The sequence below is a fragment of the Pseudomonas sp. Pseusp21 genome, from assembly GCF_059492145.1.
The window spans coordinates 1,277,565-1,295,347 of the sequence record NZ_CP168520.1 but is presented as its reverse complement, the minus strand read 5'-3'; the positions used below and the strand labels follow the sequence as shown (position 1 = coordinate 1,295,347).

At 61.2% G+C, this 17,783-nt stretch carries 18 protein-coding genes; 7 read left to right on the top strand and 11 right to left on the bottom strand.

The genetic code is table 11. The features are described from left to right. Positions 1–40 precede the first annotated feature (40 nt). Together ACEN93_RS05670 and ACEN93_RS05665 are read right to left on the bottom strand one after the other, a co-directional pair. On the bottom strand, positions 41–1,435 hold the full coding sequence (locus tag ACEN93_RS05670) for a sensor histidine kinase (RefSeq protein WP_134333886.1): 1,395 nt from the start codon (positions 1,433–1,435) through the stop codon (positions 41–43). Next, positions 1,413–2,096 (bottom strand): response regulator transcription factor, encoded by a 684-nt coding sequence (locus ACEN93_RS05665; protein WP_007952956.1) that lies wholly within the window; start codon positions 2,094–2,096, stop codon positions 1,413–1,415. The genes ACEN93_RS05670 and ACEN93_RS05665 overlap by 23 nt, the downstream gene beginning before the upstream one ends. A gap of 297 nt (positions 2,097–2,393) precedes the next feature. Here ACEN93_RS05665 and ACEN93_RS05660 point away from each other — a divergent pair, with 297 nt between their 5' ends. From ACEN93_RS05660 to hcnC, 4 genes are all read left to right on the top strand, one after another. After that, positions 2,394–3,332: a hypothetical protein gene (locus ACEN93_RS05660; protein WP_085667552.1), complete on the top strand. Its 939-nt coding sequence runs from the start codon at positions 2,394–2,396 to the stop codon at positions 3,330–3,332. Between the two features lie 406 nt (positions 3,333–3,738). Next, a complete protein-coding gene (gene hcnA, locus ACEN93_RS05655) occupies positions 3,739–4,053 on the top strand; it encodes a cyanide-forming glycine dehydrogenase subunit HcnA (RefSeq protein ID WP_064384070.1) in 315 nt (104 codons plus the stop codon). Next, complete coding sequence (hcnB, locus tag ACEN93_RS05650; protein WP_495611169.1) at positions 4,050–5,459, top strand: cyanide-forming glycine dehydrogenase subunit HcnB; 1,410 nt, start codon at positions 4,050–4,052, stop codon at positions 5,457–5,459. The genes hcnA and hcnB overlap by 4 nt, the downstream gene beginning before the upstream one ends. Further along, on the top strand, positions 5,452–6,711 hold the full coding sequence (hcnC, locus tag ACEN93_RS05645) for a cyanide-forming glycine dehydrogenase subunit HcnC (protein ID WP_103385935.1): 1,260 nt from the start codon (positions 5,452–5,454) through the stop codon (positions 6,709–6,711). The genes hcnB and hcnC overlap by 8 nt, the downstream gene beginning before the upstream one ends. Positions 6,712–6,771: 60 nt before the next feature. Here the strand turns inward: hcnC and ACEN93_RS05640 are convergent, their stop codons facing one another. Then, positions 6,772–8,580: a monovalent cation:proton antiporter-2 (CPA2) family protein gene (locus tag ACEN93_RS05640; RefSeq protein ID WP_414882804.1), complete on the bottom strand. Its 1,809-nt coding sequence runs from the start codon at positions 8,578–8,580 to the stop codon at positions 6,772–6,774. 164 nt (positions 8,581–8,744) lie between these two features. Between ACEN93_RS05640 and ACEN93_RS05635 the strand changes: the two genes are divergently transcribed. Beyond that, entirely contained in the window at positions 8,745–9,659 is a 915-nt protein-coding gene (locus ACEN93_RS05635; protein WP_495611168.1) for a LysR family transcriptional regulator, read from the top strand. Here the strand turns inward: ACEN93_RS05635 and ACEN93_RS05630 are convergent. From ACEN93_RS05630 to ACEN93_RS05610, 5 genes are all read right to left on the bottom strand, one after another. Then, positions 9,649–10,419, bottom strand: a complete 771-nt coding sequence (locus ACEN93_RS05630; RefSeq protein WP_074688852.1) for a substrate-binding domain-containing protein — start codon at positions 10,417–10,419, stop codon at positions 9,649–9,651. The two genes, ACEN93_RS05635 and ACEN93_RS05630, sit on opposite strands and share 11 nt — an antisense overlap. Positions 10,420–10,429: 10 nt before the next feature. Further along, positions 10,430–11,722 carry an MFS transporter gene (locus ACEN93_RS05625; RefSeq protein ID WP_495611167.1) on the bottom strand — a complete coding sequence of 431 codons (1,293 nt, stop codon included), beginning with the start codon at positions 11,720–11,722 and terminating at the stop codon, positions 10,430–10,432. Positions 11,723–11,865: 143 nt separating this feature from the next. Beyond that, entirely contained in the window at positions 11,866–12,927 is a 1,062-nt protein-coding gene (locus ACEN93_RS05620) for a M48 family metallopeptidase (protein ID WP_414882805.1), read from the bottom strand. A 10-nt stretch (positions 12,928–12,937) separates the two neighbouring features. After that, positions 12,938–13,984, bottom strand: a complete 1,047-nt coding sequence (locus ACEN93_RS05615; RefSeq protein ID WP_074688848.1) for a M48 family metallopeptidase — start codon at positions 13,982–13,984, stop codon at positions 12,938–12,940. Positions 13,985–14,008: 24 nt separating this feature from the next. Then, positions 14,009–14,605: a LemA family protein gene (locus ACEN93_RS05610; protein WP_495611166.1), complete on the bottom strand. Its 597-nt coding sequence runs from the start codon at positions 14,603–14,605 to the stop codon at positions 14,009–14,011. A 200-nt stretch (positions 14,606–14,805) separates the two neighbouring features. On the opposite strand from ACEN93_RS05610, the gene ACEN93_RS05605 reads away from it, so the two are divergent. Beyond that, positions 14,806–15,114, top strand: a complete 309-nt coding sequence (locus ACEN93_RS05605) for an RcnB family protein (protein WP_011334872.1) — start codon at positions 14,806–14,808, stop codon at positions 15,112–15,114. 8 nt (positions 15,115–15,122) lie between these two features. Here ACEN93_RS05605 and ACEN93_RS05600 read toward each other — a convergent pair whose 3' ends face one another. Further along, on the bottom strand, positions 15,123–16,199 hold the full coding sequence (locus ACEN93_RS05600; protein WP_495611165.1) for a diguanylate cyclase domain-containing protein: 1,077 nt from the start codon (positions 16,197–16,199) through the stop codon (positions 15,123–15,125). Between the two features lie 160 nt (positions 16,200–16,359). On the opposite strand from ACEN93_RS05600, the gene ACEN93_RS05595 reads away from it, so the two are divergent. Next, positions 16,360–16,698 carry an FKBP-type peptidyl-prolyl cis-trans isomerase gene (locus tag ACEN93_RS05595; RefSeq protein ID WP_007952931.1) on the top strand — a complete coding sequence of 113 codons (339 nt, stop codon included), beginning with the start codon at positions 16,360–16,362 and terminating at the stop codon, positions 16,696–16,698. 86 nt (positions 16,699–16,784) lie between these two features. Here the strand turns inward: ACEN93_RS05595 and ACEN93_RS05590 are convergent, their stop codons facing one another. Both ACEN93_RS05590 and ACEN93_RS05585 read right to left on the bottom strand, forming a co-directional pair. Beyond that, on the bottom strand, positions 16,785–17,066 hold the full coding sequence (locus tag ACEN93_RS05590; RefSeq protein WP_039767262.1) for a hypothetical protein: 282 nt from the start codon (positions 17,064–17,066) through the stop codon (positions 16,785–16,787). Between the two features lie 9 nt (positions 17,067–17,075). Next, complete coding sequence (locus ACEN93_RS05585; protein ID WP_039767261.1) at positions 17,076–17,447, bottom strand: DUF6124 family protein; 372 nt, start codon at positions 17,445–17,447, stop codon at positions 17,076–17,078. Positions 17,448–17,783: the final 336 nt, after the last annotated feature.

The window sequence follows — 17,783 nt, the reverse complement described above, 5'->3', positions numbered from 1 at the left end:
CCTTGAGGCATTCCCACGCAGAGCGTGGGAACGATCTATCTCAAGACTGTGAAATCAGGCTCTGCCGGCAATCCAGCACCAGCTTCGCCCCGCCCAGATCGCTGCGTCCCACCTCAAGGCTGAACCCGTGCAGGTTGACGATTGCCGCAACGATCGACAGCCCCAGGCCAAAGCCGTTCTGCGGTTGCCCGCCCTCGGCGCGATAAAAGCGCTGGAACACCGCCTCCCGTTCGGATTCGGGAATACCGGGGCCGGAGTCATGCACTTCGATCCGCGTATGCCCTGCATCATTGACCCCGCGCAACACTACCGTGCCACCGGCCGGGGTGAACTTGATCGAATTGCTCAACAGGTTCGCCAGCGCTTCAAACAGCAACGCCCGATCACCGTTCAGCATCGGCAGGGTTTCCGGCATGTTCAGTTCGAAACGCAACTCGTCGTCTTCGGCCAGCGGCAAATAGAACTCGTGCAGTTCCTGCAGCAACAACACCGGATCGAGCTCGACAAAACCCGAGCGCCGCTGACGATCCTCCAGTTCGGAAATCCTCAGCAACCCGCGAAACCGCGCCATCAGCGTATCGGCCTCGGCCAGCACCAGATCCAGTTGCGCCGCTTCCGGCGAGCCTTCGCCAGCCTGCTGTTGCATGCGATACAACTGCGCGCGCAAACGGGTCAACGGGGTGCGCAGGTCATGGGCGATGTTGTCGCACACGCCTTTGACTTCGTTCATCAAGCGCTCGATGCGATCAAGCATGGCGTTGACGATGGCGGCGAGCATGTCCAGTTCATCGCGGCGATTGGACAGCGGCAAACGGTGCGTCAGGTCGCCAGCGACAATCGACTGGGCGCTCGCCTGGATCGCCCGGATCCGCCGCAACGGCCGCCGACGCAGCAGATGCCAGCCAATGATCCCCGGCACAATCGTCAGCGACACGCCCCAGAGCAGCGCATGCAGAATGATCTTCGTCACCGCGAACAGCGAACCGTTGTCACGCAACAACACCAGCCAGCGGCCGTCGCGGGTCGGGGTGGCGACTGCGTCGCAGCTGTCGGCGGGCAGGGTCGGATCGTCGGAGTCGGCGCATTCGCTGAGCATGTGGATCTTGCCGTCCAGCGGCAGGCCCTCGGGGATCCTCTGCAACGCGCCGCCGAGGTAGCGATGCTGGGCGTCGAACAGACCGTAGGCGTCGATGCCGCGAATATCGAAGGTCATGCTGGCGGCGAGCGCGTCTTCCAGCTGATCACCGCGAAAGTGCGAAAACAGGTGCTGACGTTGCATCAGCGAATGTTTGGCCAGATTGTCGAGGTAACCGGAGACCTCGAAGTACATGACCCCCATGAGGATCGCGCTCCAGGCCACGAACAACGAACTGTACAGCGCCAGCAAGCGGCTGCTGGAGGAGCGCCAACCGTCAGACGGGTTCGGCAATGACATAACCCGAGCCTCGCACCGTGCGGATCAACGGGACATTGCCCGGCGGGTCGATCTTCTTGCGCAAGCGGCCGATGTGCACGTCGATCAGGTTGGTGCCAGGGTCGAAGTGATAGCCCCAGACCTCCTCGAAAATCATCATCCGCGACAGGATCTGGCCGCTGTTGCGCATCAGGAATTCCAGCAACTTGTACTCGGTCGGCAACAGCGTCAGCACCTGCTCGGCGCGGCGGGCTTCGTGGCTGATCAGGTCGAGTTGCAGATCCGCCACCTGCAACGTGGTCGGTTGTGCGCCGTTGCTGTTCTGGCGACGCAGCAATACTTCGACCCGGGCGGCCATTTCATCGGTGGCGAACGGTTTGGTCAGGTAGTCATCGCCGCCGGCGCGCAAGCCACGCACGCGCTCGTCGACGTCGGAGAGGGCGCTGATCATCAGGATCGGCGTGGCCACGCCCATGGTCCGCAGCGTGGTGACGATGGCCAGGCCATCGAGCTCCGGCAGCATACGGTCGAGGGTGATCAGGTCGTAGTTGCCGCTGACGGCGCGGTCCAGGCCTTCACGGCCATTGTCGACCCAGTCCACGTCGAGGCCGTGGCTGCTCAGTTCGGCGACAATTTCCCGGGCGGTCACGGCGTCGTCTTCGATGGTGAGGATGCGAGTCATGGTGGGCCTGCTGGTCTGTTCAAACGCAATGGCAGCATTTTGCCAAGATTTTGCGCGGGCGCTTTAAATTAACTTTCATGTTTTAGCGGATACAAACGCTACGACCGGGCTTTTGTGCCAATGCATAAAACCCGCTGTTATCGAGCCGTTGTTGCAAATTGCATGGTCCTAAGAAGTTCAGAGTTTTTAACTGATTGAATTAAAACGATTTATTTAATGTTGGCGACTGGCACGGTCACTGCAATTCATCTGATGACGAGTTGTAACACCATTTTTCATGCCTGGAGCACTACAACAATGAATAGATCCTCTGATGGGTTTTATCCTGCCTACGAAGGAGAGTCGAGCAACGTCTCGGGCGTGTCCTGGGGCGCGATCTTCGCCGGAGCTGCCGCTGCGGCGGCGCTGTCGCTGATTCTCGTGCTGCTGGGTTTCGGTCTGGGCTTCTCCGCCGTTTCACCGTGGGCCGGGGAGGGCGTCAGCGCCAAAGGCCTGGGCATTTCCACCATCATCTGGCTGGCCGCCACGCAAATCATCGCCTCGGGGCTCGGTGGCTATATCGCCGGTCGCCTGCGGGTGAAGTGGGCCAACATGCACGGTGACGAGGTGTATTTCCGCGACACCGCTCATGGCTTCCTCGCCTGGTGCGTGGCCACGCTGGTCACCGCTACGCTGGTGGTCGGTTCGGTCAGCAGCATCGTCAGCGGTGGCGTGCAGGCCGGTGCGAGTGTTGCCGGTGGCGCAGCCAGTGCGATGACTCAGGCGGCGGGTACTGCCGCGGCCAACACTGACAGCGATCAGTACGGTTACTTCGTCGACAGCCTGTTCCGTGACGATCGTCCCGCCGCCGTCAGCGATGACGCCGCCCGTGGCACCGTGACCCGGATCTTCGCCCAGAGCCTGGCCAACGGTCAGCTCAGCGCCGAAGACCGGACCTACCTCGCCCAACTGGTCGCCCAGCGTACCAACCTGACCCAGGCCGACGCCGAACGTCGGGTCGATGAAATCTACGCCCGCACCCAGAAGGCAATCGCTGACGCCAAGGTTAAAGCGCAACAAGCCGCCGACACCGCCGCCAAAGTCGCTGCCTGGACTTCGCTGTGGATGTTCATCGCGTTGCTGGCCGGTGCGTTCTTCGCCAGCCTCTCGGCCACCTTCGGCGGTCGCCGCCGGGATGCGGTCGAGTACGTCGAAGTCGAAACCTACACCACGACCACGCTGCCGCCAGTCCGTTAATCAAGGAGACTCACCATGCGCTCACTACTGCTGTTTTTCCTCGGCGTACCGATCCCGATCATCATCCTGATCGCCCTGTTCGTGCACTGATTCCTTGAGGCATATGCCTTGGCCGCTTCCACCTTCGGGTTGAAGCGGCTTTTTGCTTTCTGCGCGGGGCCGAAGGCGCAGAACCGACCAGTCATTTCCATGGCCTGGATCAATATTCGTCGGCGCAATATCCCCTACCGTGAAATTTCCAGGCCCTTGCCGCTGGATCGACTACATTGCTTGCGCGCACTTTGCTGCGCGAGCCCAATCAACCTGCCGGCCCGATAGAGAGCGATAACCCCCACGAGCCGGCGAGGTGTAGTGCAGCAAGGAGCTGTTTCAACCTCACCTGAACTTTTCACGGATGATCATCGCAATGCACTGCCTAGAAAGAACCTTCGATATCCAGCCTTTGGCGCAGGCGGATATGACTGTCCACATCAACGGCCAGCCGGTCACTGCCGCTATTGGCGAAACCGTGCTCAGCGTCATTCAGTCCCTCGGCGTGCGCCAGGTCGCGCGCAACGATCACAACCAGATCAGCGGCGCCTATTGCGGCATGGGCGTGTGCCAGTGCTGCCTGGTGAAAATCAACGGCCGGCACAAGCGGCGTGCCTGCCAGACCGTGGTGCGCGACGGCATGCTGATCGAGACCCGGGTCAACCGCATTCACGGGCAGGAGGTGCTATGAGCCAGAATCCGGTGATCGTAGGGGGTGGCCCGGCGGGAATGGCGGCGGCCATCGAACTGGCCCTGCACGGGGTGCGCTGCACCTTGCTCGAAGAAGCATCGCGCCTGGGTGGCGTGGTCTATCGCGGGCCGCTGCGTGACGGCGTGCAGCTGGATTATCTGGGGCCGCGCTATTCCGAGGTGTTGGGCAAACTGCACGGTGATTTTCAGGAGCAGTCCGGGCTGATCGACGTGCGCCTCAACCATCGCGTGGTGGGCGCTGAAGGCACGTGCTCGCTGGTGGTGCTGGACGGCGACGAGCGTCTGCACGAAATCGAATACCCGCAGTTGCTGCTGGCCGCCGGTTGCCACGAACGCAGCGTGCCGTTTCCAGGCTGGACGCTGCCCGGCGTGATCATGCTGGGCGGTCTGCAATTGCAGATCAAAAGCGGGGTGGTCAAACCGCAGGGGCCGGTGGTGATCGCCGGCACCGGGCCGCTGTTGCCGCTGGTGGCGACCCAGTTGCACGCGTCGGGCGTGAGTGTGGCGGGGGTCTACGAGGCTTGCGCATTCGGCAAGATCGCCAAGGAGAGCCTGGCGCTGCTGAACAAGCCGCAGCTGTTCCTCGATGGCTTGAGCATGCTCGCCTATCTGAAATTGCATGGCATCCCGATGAACTACGGCTGGGGCGTGGTCGAGGCGCACGGCGACGGCGAACTGAAAAGCGTCAGCGTGGCGCCGTATTCGGCGACGTGGGAGCCGGACATGAGTCGCGTCGAACGCTTCGAGGCGAAGACACTCGCGGTCGGTTACGGCTTCATTCCGCGTACCCAACTGAGTCAGCAGATGGGCCTGGATCACGGCTTCAGCGACGACGGCTACCTGCGCGCCAACGCCAACATCTGGCAGCAAAGCAGCGAGCCCCACGTACACCTGGCCGGTGACATGGGCGGGATTCGTGGTGGTGAAGCGGCGATGCTGGCCGGCAAGATCGCGGCGACCTCGATCCTGCTGCAACGCGGTGTGCTCGAAGAGGAACTGGCGCGCGTCCGTCGCGACCGTTATCTGGGCAAACTCAAAGCCATCGTGCGCTTCCGCGCGGCGGTGGATCGCTACACCGAACGCGGCGTCGGGCAGACCGCATTGCCGGCCGCCGACACGGTGATCTGCCGCTGCGAACACGCGACCCGCGCCGACATCGACCGCGCGCTGGAGCAGGGCGTGCAAGACATCGCCAGCCTGAAAATGCGCACCCGCGTAAGCATGGGCGACTGTCAGGGGCGGATGTGCGTCGGCTATTGCAGCGATCGTTTGCGACAGGCCACCGGGCGCAAGGATGTCGGCTGGCTGCGCCCGCGTTTCCCGATCGATCCGATTCCTTTTTCCGCGTTCCAGTCCCTCGGCACGGAGGCCGTTTCCCATGAGTAAGTTCTATGACGTGGTCATTGCCGGCGGCGGTGTGATCGGCGCGTCCATCGCCTATCAACTGTCCAAGCGCAAAGGCCTCAAGGTTGCGCTGATCGACGCCAAGCGCCCGGGCAACGCGACCCGCGCTTCGGCCGGTGGCTTGTGGGCCATCGGCGAGTCGGTGGGGCTGGGCTGCGGGGTGATTTTCTTCCGCATGATGTCGGCCAACCGCAAGCGCGAAACCCAGGGCGCGGCGGTGGCAGTGGACGCCAGCACGCCGCACATTCTGCCGCCGTCGTTCTTCGATTTCGCCTTGCAGTCCAATGCGTTGTACCCGGCGTTGCACCGCGAACTGCGCGACAACCACGGGATGGATTTCAAGTTCGAAAAGACCGGGCTCAAATTCGTGATCTATGACGATGAAGACCGGTTGTACGCCGAGCACATCGTCGGCTGCATTCCGCACCTGGCCGATCAGGTGCGCTGGCTGGATCAGGCGGCATTGCGCGAGTCCGAGCCGAGCGTCAGCCATGAAGCGCGCGGGGCGCTGGAGTTTCTCTGCGACCACCAGGTCAGCCCGTTCCGCCTGGCCGACGCCTACACCGAAGGCGCCCGGCAGAATGGCGTGGACATGTTCGTCAACACCAACATCACCGGCGTGTTGCATCACGGCACGCGGGTGACCGGGGTGCAGACGGCTGAAGCCGGGGTGTTCCACTGCAAAACCCTGATCAACGCCGCCGGCGCCTGGGCAGCGGACTTGAGCGAGTGGGCCACGGGCATCCGGATTCCGGTGAAACCGGTGAAAGGCCAGATTCTGCTGACCGAGCGCCTGCCGAAAATCCTCAACGGATGCCTGACCACCAGCGATTGCTACATGGCGCAGAAGGACAACGGCGAAATCCTGATCGGCAGCACCACCGAGGACAAAGGCTTCGACGTCACCACCACCTGGCCGGAAATCGCCGGGCTGGTGCAGGGCGCCGTCCGTTGCCTGCCGGAACTGGCGGACATCAACCTCAAGCGTACCTGGGCCGGATTGCGGCCGGGTTCGCCGGACGAGTTGCCGATTCTCGGGCCGATGGCCGGGGTAGAGGGGTATCTCAACGCCTGCGGGCATTTCCGTACCGGGGTGCTGACGTCGGCGATCACCGGGGTGTTGCTGGACAAACTGGTCAACGATGAACCGCTGCCGCTGGACATCACGCCGTTTCTGGCGGACCGGTTTGAAGTGGCGCCGGCCAAAGAAGAGAGGGAGCTGGAGATAGCCTGAGCCTGCTAGCTGTGATCGTTCCCACGCAGAGCGTGGGAACGATCATCAACTCTGCAAACGTCAGGACTTGCCCGATTGTTCTTCCAGTTGATCCGACTCGAACAACCGGGCCAGTTCCGCCCGCGCTTCCTGCGCGGTCTGCAGGACTTTGGCCGCGTCGTCGTACACCGCGTGTTGAGCTTCCAGCACCTGTTCATCATGGTGCTTGAAGCGCTTGATCCGCGCATCGGCCTGGGCCTGGGTCAAGCCGAGGCCAACCAGCGTACGGCGGCTCATTTCCAGACTGGAGTAATAGGTTTCCCGGATTGGATCGGCCCCCACATCCACCAACCGATGCACATGCTGCCGGTTACGCGCCCGGGCGATGATCTTCATGTGCGGGTAGAGCTTGCGCACGATCTCGGCGGTCTTGATGTTGGTTTCCGGATCGTCCGTGGCAATCACGAAATACTCCGCTTCCCCGGCCTTGGCCGCATTGAGGATTTCCGGACGCATCGGATCACCGTAGAACACCGGCACACCCCCAAAACTGCGCGACAGTTCGATAGTCTCCACCGAGGTATCCAGCGCCACGAACTTGATGTTCTGCGCCCGCAGGATCCGCGCCACGATCTGGCCCATCCGGCCCATGCCGGCGATCACCACCCGTGGGGTTTCGGTCTCGATCTGGCGGAACTTCTCCGGCACTTCCACCGGCTGCACCTTCGGGCTGACCAGTCGTGCGCAAATCAACAGCAACAGCGGCGTGACCGCCATCGACAGGGTGATGGTCAGCACCAGCAGATCGTACAGACGCGGTTCGAACAGCCCCTGATCGCGACCGATCTTGAACACCACAAACGCAAATTCACCGCCCGCCGCCAGCACGATGCCGAGGCGAATCGCGCTGACCTTGTTCAACCCGCCGGCCAGACGCCCGACCACAAACAGCAGCGGCAACTTCAGGGCGATCAGCAGCAGCGTCAGCCCCAGCACCGTGATCGGCGCGCTGAGCAGCAGACTGAGGTTGGCGCCCATGCCGACGCTGATGAAAAACAGCCCCAGCAGCAGGCCCTTGAACGGTTCGATCTGCGCTTCCAGCTCATGGCGATATTCCGAATCCGCCAGCAGCAGGCCCGCGAGAAACGCGCCCAGCGCCATCGACACACCAACCATGTCCATCAGCCACGCCGTGCCTATCACCACCAGCAACGCGGTGGCGGTGGAGACTTCCGGCAGACCGGTTTTCGCCACGATGCGAAACACTGGACGCAACAGATAACGTCCGCCGATCACCACCACCGCGATGCCGCCGAGCACCTGCAAACTGTGGCGCACGTCGTCGGCGGTGCTGGTGTGGTGATCGACCCCCGCGAGCATCGGCACCAGGGCGATCAGCGGGATCGCGGCGATGTCCTGGAACAGCAGAATCGCAAACGCCAGGCGACCGTGGGGGCTGGTCAGCTCTTTGCGTTCCGCCAGGCTTTGCAACCCGAACGCGGTGGACGACAGCGCCAGACCCAGGCCCAAGACAATCGCGCTGTTCAACGGCTGACCGAACACCGACAGCGCCAGCACCCCGATCACCGAACCGGTCAGCAGCACCTGCGCCAGACCCACGCCGAATACCGATTTGCGCATCACCCATAAACGTCGCGGCGACAACTCCAGACCGATGATGAACAACAGCAGCACCACGCCCAGTTCCGAGATATGGCTGACGCTCTGCGGATTGCCGATCAGGCCCAGCACCGACGGGCCGATGATCACCCCGGCAAACAGATAACCGAGCACCGCGCCCAGTTGCAGGCGCTTGGCCAGGGGAACGGTGAGCACGGCGGCGAAGAGAAAGACGACGGCGGCTTGCAACAGATTGCCTTCATGGGGCATGAGCGGAACTCCAGTAACGCGGTACGGCGGGGGGCGACAAGGATAAAGGCTGAAATGATTGCAGATCCAGCGCAGAGCCTGATTGAGCAGATGTGCTTCTGTAATAATTTGCATCAATTGGTTACATTTATAGCCTCAGCGAATCAATTCCTCCCGAGTCTTCCATGGCCATCAACTTCGACCTCAACGACCTGCAAGCCTTTCGCGCCGTCGTCGAGCAGGGCAGTTTCCGCAAGGCCGCCGACACCGTGCGCCTGTCGCAACCGGCCCTGAGCCGGCGCATCGAAAAGCTCGAAGACGCTCTCGGCGTGAAGCTGTTCGAGCGCACCACGCGCAAGGTCAGCCTGACCCAGGCCGGACGCGGTTTCATGCCCAGCGTCGAACGCTTGCTCGACGATCTGGACGTCGCGTTGCTCGGCATCAGTGAGGTCGCCTCGAATCGGCAGGGCCACGTGACCGTCGCTTGCGTGCCGTCGGCGGCGTACTACTTCATGCCGAGCGTCGTCGCCCGTTATCACCGGCAGTTTCCGCGAATCAAAGTCAAAGTCCTCGATTCCAGCGCCCACGACGTGCTGAGCGCAGTGGTCAACGGCGAGGCGGATTTCGGTCTGAGTTTCATGGGCACCCAGGAGGCGGGCGTGGATTTCGAACCGCTGGTGCAGGAGAGCTACGTAGTCGCCTGTCGCCGCGATCATCCGCTGGCCGGGCGCAGCAGCGTGACCTGGGAGGAGTTCTACCGGCAGGATTACATCTCGCTGGACAAGACTTCCGGCAATCGTTTTTTGCTCGATCAGGCGCTGGCCAAAGTGGTGCCGCAGCGCCCGAGCATTTGCGAGACGCGGCATGTGACGACCATGATCGGTCTGGTGGAGGCGGGGTTGGGCGTGGCGGCGGTGCCATTGATGGCGATGCCGGCGGCGGATCATCCGATTCTGACGCGGGTGCCGCTGACTGACCCGCAAGTGATGCGCAGCGTCGGCATCATCAAACGCCGGGGTCGTACGCTGACCCCGGCGGCACTGGAACTGGAGCGGCTGGTGGTGGAAATGAAAGTCCAGCCGCCGACGGTCAGCGCTTGACCGAATCCAGCCCGGTGGCCTGCACGTCAGCCTGGGCGGCAGGCGCGGCGAGATAAGCGAGCAACGCCTTGGCTTCCTGCGGATGCTGCGCACCTACCGGAATCCCTGCTGCAAATCGCGTCACCGACTGCACCGACTCCGGAATCTTCGCCACAAAACTCACCCCCGGCACCGGCAGCAATTCGCTGACCTGCTGGAAGCCCAGTTGATAGTCGCCGGTGGCGACCACCGAGCCCACCGGGATTTTCGGGATCATCTTCGCCTTCGGTTTCAGCTGATCTTCGATACCCAGTTTTTTGAACAATTGCTGCTCGATGTACACGCCGCTGGCGCTGTCGGAGTAAGCCACCGATTTTGCATCCAGCAGGGTTTTCTTCAGGGCATCGACGTTGCTGATGTCCGGTTTCGGCGCGCCTTCGCGCACTACCAGGCCGATTCGCGAATCCGCCAGCTCCACCCGCGAAGCCGGATCAACCTTGCCTTGCTTGATCAGATCATCGAGGGCGTAGCCGACCATGATCACCACGTCGGCCTTTTCACCACGGGCGAGGCGATTGGGGATTGCCTCCGGCGCCTTGCCCATCGACGGACCGAGTTGGGTGTCCAGCGTGTTGCCGGTGGCGGCGGCGAATTTCGGCCCGAGGATCTTGTAGGCGGCGGTGAAACCGCCGGAAGTCATGACCCGCAGTTCTTCGGCCTGGGCCGCAACGTTGAACGCAAGACCGGCGAGCAGGGCGGTAACGGTAAACAGTTTTTTCATGGTGATGTTCTCAGGCAGTAACAGGTTGCAGACGACCGCCGGCCCGGCGATACAGATAAAGCGTCGCGCCCAATGCGCAGAGCGCGCCGATGCTCATCCAGTAACCCGGTGCGGCTTTGTCGCCGGTGTACTCAATCAGGAAGGTCGACATTGCCGGGGTGAACCCGCCGAACACGGCAGTGGCGAGGCTATAGGCCAGGGAGAAACCGGCCACCCGCACTTCCACCGGCATGATCTCGGTCAGGGCCGGGATCATCGCGCCGTTGTACAAACCGTAGATGAACGACAGCCACAACAGCGACAACAGCATGTGGCTGAAGCTCGGCGCCTGCACCAGGTACGACAGCGCTGGATACGTGGTGGCCAGGGCCAGCAACGCCATGGCGATCAGCACCGGACGGCGGCCGACGCGGTCGGACAATGCACCGCCAATCGGCAGCCAGAAGAAGTTGGAAACGCCCACCAGCAGCGTCACCAGCAATGCATCGGAAGTGCTCAGGTGCAGCACGGTTTTGCCGAAGGTCGGTGCGTACACGGTGATCAAGTAAAACGCGGTGGTGGTCAGGGCAACCATCAGCATCCCGCCCAGCACCACGCCCCAGTTCTGGCCGAGGGTGCGGAACACTTCCTTCATGCTCGGACGATGTTTACGAGCGGCGAACTCTTCGGTCTCCGCGAGGTTGCGCCGCAGAAAGAAGATGAACGGCACGATCATGCAACCGACGAAAAACGGAATACGCCAGCCCCAATCGGCGACCGCTTCCGGCGCCATCCATTGGTTCAAGCCATAACCGAGCGCGGCGGCGACGACGATGGCCACCTGCTGACTGGCCGACTGCCAGGCGGTGAAAAAGCCTTTGCGACCGGGCGTGGCGATCTCCGAGAGATACACCGAAACCCCGCCCAGTTCGGCACCGGCGGAGAAGCCTTGCAGCAGCCGCCCGATCAACACCAGCGCGGGGGCAAACAGGCCGATGGTTTCATATCCGGGCACCAGCACAATCAGTATCGTGCCGCTGGCCATGATCGACAGGGTGACAATCAAACCTTTGCGACGACCGACGTCATCGATGTATGCGCCGAGCACGATAGCCCCCAGCGGACGCATCAAAAAGCCTGCGCCGAACACTGCAAAAGTCATCATCAGGGACGCGAACTCACTGCTCGCCGGAAAGAACACCGCCGCGATCTGCGTGGCGTAGAAGCCGAACAGAAAGAAGTCGAACTGTTCGAGGAAGTTACCCGAGGTCACCCGGAAAATGGCGCCGGCCCGCGAGCCGCCGTGTGGGATTGAGGCTGTCATAGAAAAGTACTCCACCGCTTTTATGACGTGCGCGACGGGGAGGCGGCGCACGGTTTTTATTGGGGCGGATAGTGGCGCGCAGGGATCGATTTGTTAATTGCATTGTTGGCATGGATTGATGTGCTATGCAGATCAATGGCGTGCTATGGCAGCTGTTTTGGCGTCGCTGCCTGTACGGTTCTGGCTACCATCGAGTCTTGCGCTGGTGCGGCGATGTTCACAAAAGTCCCGTCCCAGTCAGGGTCTATCCTGCGAATGCGTTCACGCAGATCCGGATGGCCCGAGAGCAGAAGAGAGCTGGAAGTGCCAGGGCCGAAAAACAGGTGGCTGAACTCGGCGGCACGAGCGGCCTTGAGGGTCGAGCCCATTTTGTATCCGCCGATTTTCTTCAGTGCCCCGGCAATACTGTCGGGGTTGCGGGTGTATTGCACGGCGGTCGCATCGGCCAGGAATTCGCGTTGCCGGCTGACTGCAGCCTTGATCAGGTTGCCGAAGAACGTCCCGGAGAATCCGACAATGCACAGCGCAGTGCCAAACATGCTGACCAGAATGGTCGGCTGCTTACGATTGGCAGATGAGTGTGGTGTGTCCTCAAGACCGCGCAAAAGATGGTTTCCCGCCAACCCGATCACCATGATCCCGTGAACGATCGCGACCAGTTGGGTGTTCAGGCGCATGTCGCCGTTATAGATGTGGCTGAATTCGTGGGCGATCACGCCTTGCAGTTCATCGCGTGACAACAGGCTTATCGCACCTTGAGTGACGCCAATCACTGCATCCTGAGGGGTGAAACCGGCGGCAAATGCATTGATGCCCTGATCCGGCAACAGATACACGCAAGGAACGGCGGTGCCAGACGCCAACGCCATTTCCTCCACCACGTTGACCAGGCGGCGCTCTTCCAGAGTCCGCGCGTCATGGTTGATCAGACGACCGCCCAAACGGCGCGCGACCACTTTTCCACCCCCTGTCAGTTCGACGTATTTGATTAGCCCGCCGAGCAACACAACACCCGTTACCAGCGTCGCAACGGTCGCGAAAAACTGCCAGTTCGACGCCATGTTCTCCAGCGTTTTGCCGTATGAGAACGGCAGAATCAGGAGCATGCAGGACACAAGAATCAAGCCGAGTACGGCGAGAAACATCAAGATCACGAGCTGCACCGAGCGACGTTTGGCCCGGCACTGTTGTTCAAAGAAATTCATCTAGTCTGAATCAATCCGCCGTTGCCGCCATCTGATCTGGCACCGGTCTGCCCGCTGCGGCAGCCGTCGTAAAACTCCCGTCCCACTGCGGATCGATCCGACGAATCCGTACGCTCAGATCAGGGTGGGTCGCAAACATCCGGCTCAGCAAACCTGAGCCGCCGGTACTGAAAAACAAATGGCTGAACTCGGCGGCACGGGGCGAGCTGATCACCGAGCCTTGTGCATGGGCGCCGATTTTTTTCAGGGCACCGACAATGCTTTGCGGATTGCGCGTGTATTGCACCGCGCTGGCATCGGCGAGGAATTCACGCTGGCGACTGACAGCCGCCTTGATCAAATTGCCATAGAGATTTCCGATAAATCCGGCCACGCACAGTGCGGCACCGAGCGCAAAAACCACCAGCATCAACCGCACGTCGCGTTTGTCGCGCTTGAGCAGGCTGGCCATTATGTAAGTGCCAGCCAGCCCCAACACCAACAGGCCGTGCACCACTGCCACCAGTTGCGTGTTGAGGCGCATGTCCCCGTTGAAGATGTGGCTGAGTTCGTGGGCGATCACCCCTTGCAGTTCTTCTCGGGTCAGTAGTTTCACTGCGCCACGGGTCACACCAATGGCCGCGTCCTCCGGTGTAAATCCGGCCGCGAAGGCGTTGATGCTTTCGTCCGGTAACAGATACACCGCCGGCAGGCAGGTGCCGGAGGCGATCGCCATTTCTTCGACGACGTTCATCAACCGCTGCTCGTCCAGGGTTCGCACATTGCCATTGAGCAGGCGGCCACCCAGTTTCTCCGCGACGACTTTGCCGCCCGCGCGCAGTTGCCGATATTTGAGCAGACCGCCAATCACCACGATGCTGCTGATGAACGATGCGATAACGGCCATTGCCAGAAACGCGTCCGCCAGCGTGCCAGTCCCGCTCAGGTAATCCTCAAAGCCATTGAAGACGAAGGGCAGGCTGGTCATCCCGATCAGCATGACAATCGCCAGAATCATCAGGTAAACCAGCCGGGACGTTTGGTTTCGGGCCTGGGTTTGTCGTTCAAAAAAATTCATCGGGCCATCCATGGAGAGCAGCAATCAGAAAGAAACGTTGGGCGCGGTCTTGATGGCCAGCGTATCGGCAAACTTCAGCGGAACCGCATCCTCGCGATGGCCAAAACTGGCCGCCAGCAGCACCGCCGGAAAGCTCTGCTTGAGCGTGTTGTAGGCCATCACCGCATCGTTGAACGCCTGGCGCGCGAAGCTCACCTTGTTTTCGGTGCTGCTCAGCTCTTCGCTCAGTTGTTGCATGTTCTGCGAGGCCTTGAGTTCCGGATAAGCCTCCAGCGTCAGGTTCAAGCAACCCACCGCGCTGCTGAGTGCGCTGTCCGCCAGCCCCAATTGCGCGATGTTCTGGGCGCTGCCCGGTTTCGCCTGTGCAGCCTCAAGTCCGGCCACGGCGGCATTGCGCGCGGCGATCACCGCTTCAAGGGTTTCGCGCTCATGGGCGAGATAACCCTTGGCGATGCTGACCAGATTGGGGATCAGGTCATAGCGGCGTTTGAGCTGCACTTCGACCTGGGCAAATGCGTTTTTGATCTCGTTGCGCCGGGCAACAAGTTTGTTGAAGAGACTGACAGCGTAGAGCCCCAGCAGCGCCAGCAACACCAGATTGACGATGAGATAGATTTTCACGGTGATGTCCTTGCTCACTCTGTGGGGGCGCGCGATCTTATCGCAAATGGATGCCGTTGACTGTATTCGCCCGGTGGCGGACGAGCCCGGATCGCGTTCCGGGGCGCGACTACAATCTCAACTTCCATCAATAAACAAGGAATGATTCCGGAACCCCGCAGTCGGAGTTCAGGTATCACACATCTGAAGGAGGTTCACCGATGAACAACAAGACCCTAATCGCCAGCCTGGCCCTAGTCGCCGGCATCGCCGGGATCAGCCCCCTCGTTCAAGCGGCGCAAACCTCGAACGACACTGTCGAGCAATCACCGACCGGCAACCGCGAACTGAACGTCAACGACCGCGCCCCGGATATCTACCAGCGCAGCGAAAAAGCCATCAAAAACTGGAAACAGAAAGGCCTCAAGCAGCCGGAACCGCAAGCGCAGTGGGTGCAGATCAATGACAAGTACGTGATGGTGATGATTACCAACGGGACGATTGTGGCGATTCAGCCGGTGGAGAAATAGCCTCGGGCTCAATCAGCCCGGCCATGACTCAGCGCTTGCCCGCCGCCCAATCGATACTGATTATTCCCGCTGCGCTTGGCCTCATACATCGCCAGATCCGCAATGTGCAGCAAGCGGTCCATGGTCGGTGCGTGGTCGGGGAATACGGCGACGCCGAGGCTGGTGCCGATATGGCGTTGTTCGTTGCCGATGGGAGTCGGCGGGGACAGTTCGATGAAGATTTTCTGGCAGATGCTGCGCGCTTCGTCCTGCAGGTTCAGGCCGGGGGCGAGGCCTTGCAGGATGACCACGAATTCGTCGCCGCCGATCCGCGCGACGGTGTCGCTGACCCGCAGGATGCGTTTCAGGCGCGTAGCGGTGGTGATCAGAACGCGGTCGCCGGCGGCGTGACCGTAGCGGTCGTTGATCGCTTTGAAGCCGTTGAGATCGATGAACACCAGCGCCACCCGCGTTTCGGTCACGCGGGCATGTTCCAGTGCTTCCGATAGCCGTTCCTCCAGCACCAGCCGATTCGGCAGGCCGGTCAACGGGTCGAAGTGAGCCAAGTGCTGGAGGTAGCTGGCCGAGGCCTTTTCTTCGGTGATGTCGCGTACCACACCCATCATCTTGATAACCGCGTCGTGATCGTTGCGCACCACGTTACCGGTTTCCCGCAGCCAGCGAATCGTGCCGTCGGGCCAGACCACGCGGTATTCCTCATCATGGTTTTCACCGGTCTTCAGGCACCGCAATTCCCCGGCGCGCACCCGGGCGCGGTCGTCGGGGTGTACGCAGGAGCAGAACAGGGCGTAGGAGGGTGTCACTTCGCCGATCTTGAAGCCGAACATGCCGAATATTGCGTCGGACCAATAGAGTCGATCCGTGTCGACTTCCCAATCCCAAGTGCCGATCCGCGCAAAATACTGGCTGCGCTTGAAGCGGTCGGCGTCGCCATCCTGACGGATGTTCTGGCCCTCGGCGGCGCGGGTGAGCAGTTCGCGATACTCGGCGATTTGCTGACGAAGCTCGCGCACTCGGCGGATCAGAACGGCGATCACGACCAACAGCACAACGACAATGGCGAAGCTGATCCAGAGTTGAGTCATTCAAGCGTCGCTGACATGGCGTATCGATCCGGGAGTGATGGCGCGTCGCTATCTTAATTCACGGCCAACGCCGGAAACAGCGGCAACCTTGGGCCAAACGGTTGCCAATGGCCGGTATTTCTGGGAAAACGGCGGCCAGCGGAACAATAGAGCGAATGTTATGAATGATGAACTGCAGATAATCGATCTTCAGCCCGGAGACGGAAAAGCCGCCGTCAAAGGCGCGTTGATCACCACCCAATACACCGGTTGGCTGGAAGACGGCACCGAATTCGATTCGTCCTGGAGCCGGGGCAAGCCGTTTCAGTGCGTGATCGGCACGGGCCGGGTGATCAAGGGTTGGGATCAAGGGATCATGGGCATGCAGGTGGGCGGCAAGCGCAAGCTGCTGGTGCCGGCGCATCTGGGTTACGGCGAGCGGACGATGGGCAAGATTCCGCCGAATTCGAATTTGGTGTTCGAGATTGAGTTGCTTGAGGTTTTGACGCGGGAGGATTGATTGCCCGTTTCATCGCTGAAGTCATAAAAACCCGCTGCCTCCCTTCACGGAGGCAGCGGGTTTTTTCTTGCCTTATGCCCCAGGTGTTACGCAGCCATCGCCATCTCATCCAGCGTCGCGGCAACCGTGCCGGTCAGGCTTGGGAATCTGCGTTTTACGCTGGTGAGTGCCGGCAGCAGGCGGCTGCGGTCCAGTTCGCCATGGTCACGGGCGAGTTGGGTGAGTGCGGTGAGTGCGGCGCTGACGATGGATTTCCGTTCGCTCTCGAGCAGTAGCAAACAGGCTTTCTGGGCCCATTGGCTGTCTTTCTCGTTGAGGCCGATGGAGATCAGGGCGGCGACGATGTGTGCATCGGATTTGCTTTCCATGGGTGTTCCTCAGGTCGTGGCATCGAGAGTGTCCAGCGCCCGGTTCACAGCCAGTTCGCCACACATCACCACTTGGGCGATGCCCAGCACGGTGCTGCGGTAGGGTGGGTCCAGCAGCGCGGCGAAGTCGCTGAGCATCACGCTGGCCGAAGTCATCGATTCGCAGGCGTGGGCCAGCAGCGCATGTTGATCCAGGTCGGGGGCGACGAGGAACATGCGGCCGGGGCAGTGTTGTTTCGGGGCGGTGGGTTTCAGGTAATGGTCGAGGGCGCGCTCGGCGGCTTCGTGGAGTTTTCTGGAATCGGCGGAGGCGTAGGGCGAGGCCGGATCGGATTCGCTGGGTTTGTCTGTTTCGGGTGGATCGGGGACGTATTTGAACATTCGGGAAAGCCTCAAAGTGATGCCGACACCACCTCGCGACTAAACGAAAAGGTGGCAGCTGTACGCAGGTTAGTCGACCGGCGACTTCCCAAAACCGGCGCACCCGAGGGTGCCCTGCACACAGCCGCCATAGAGTGCAGATGAAGGTCACCTGACTGTCTGGAGCACATGTAAAGTTTTGAGAAATCATCGAGCGACTAAACCCGATCACTGACCATTCAGTGACGCGGACCAAGTTACTGACGCCCTCAAAACCGCACAAGCCGGCGGATTCTGGCGTAGTTGTAGGCAAAGGCGCAAGGCGATGTAGCCTCGCGGATGAGGGCAAAATGATGC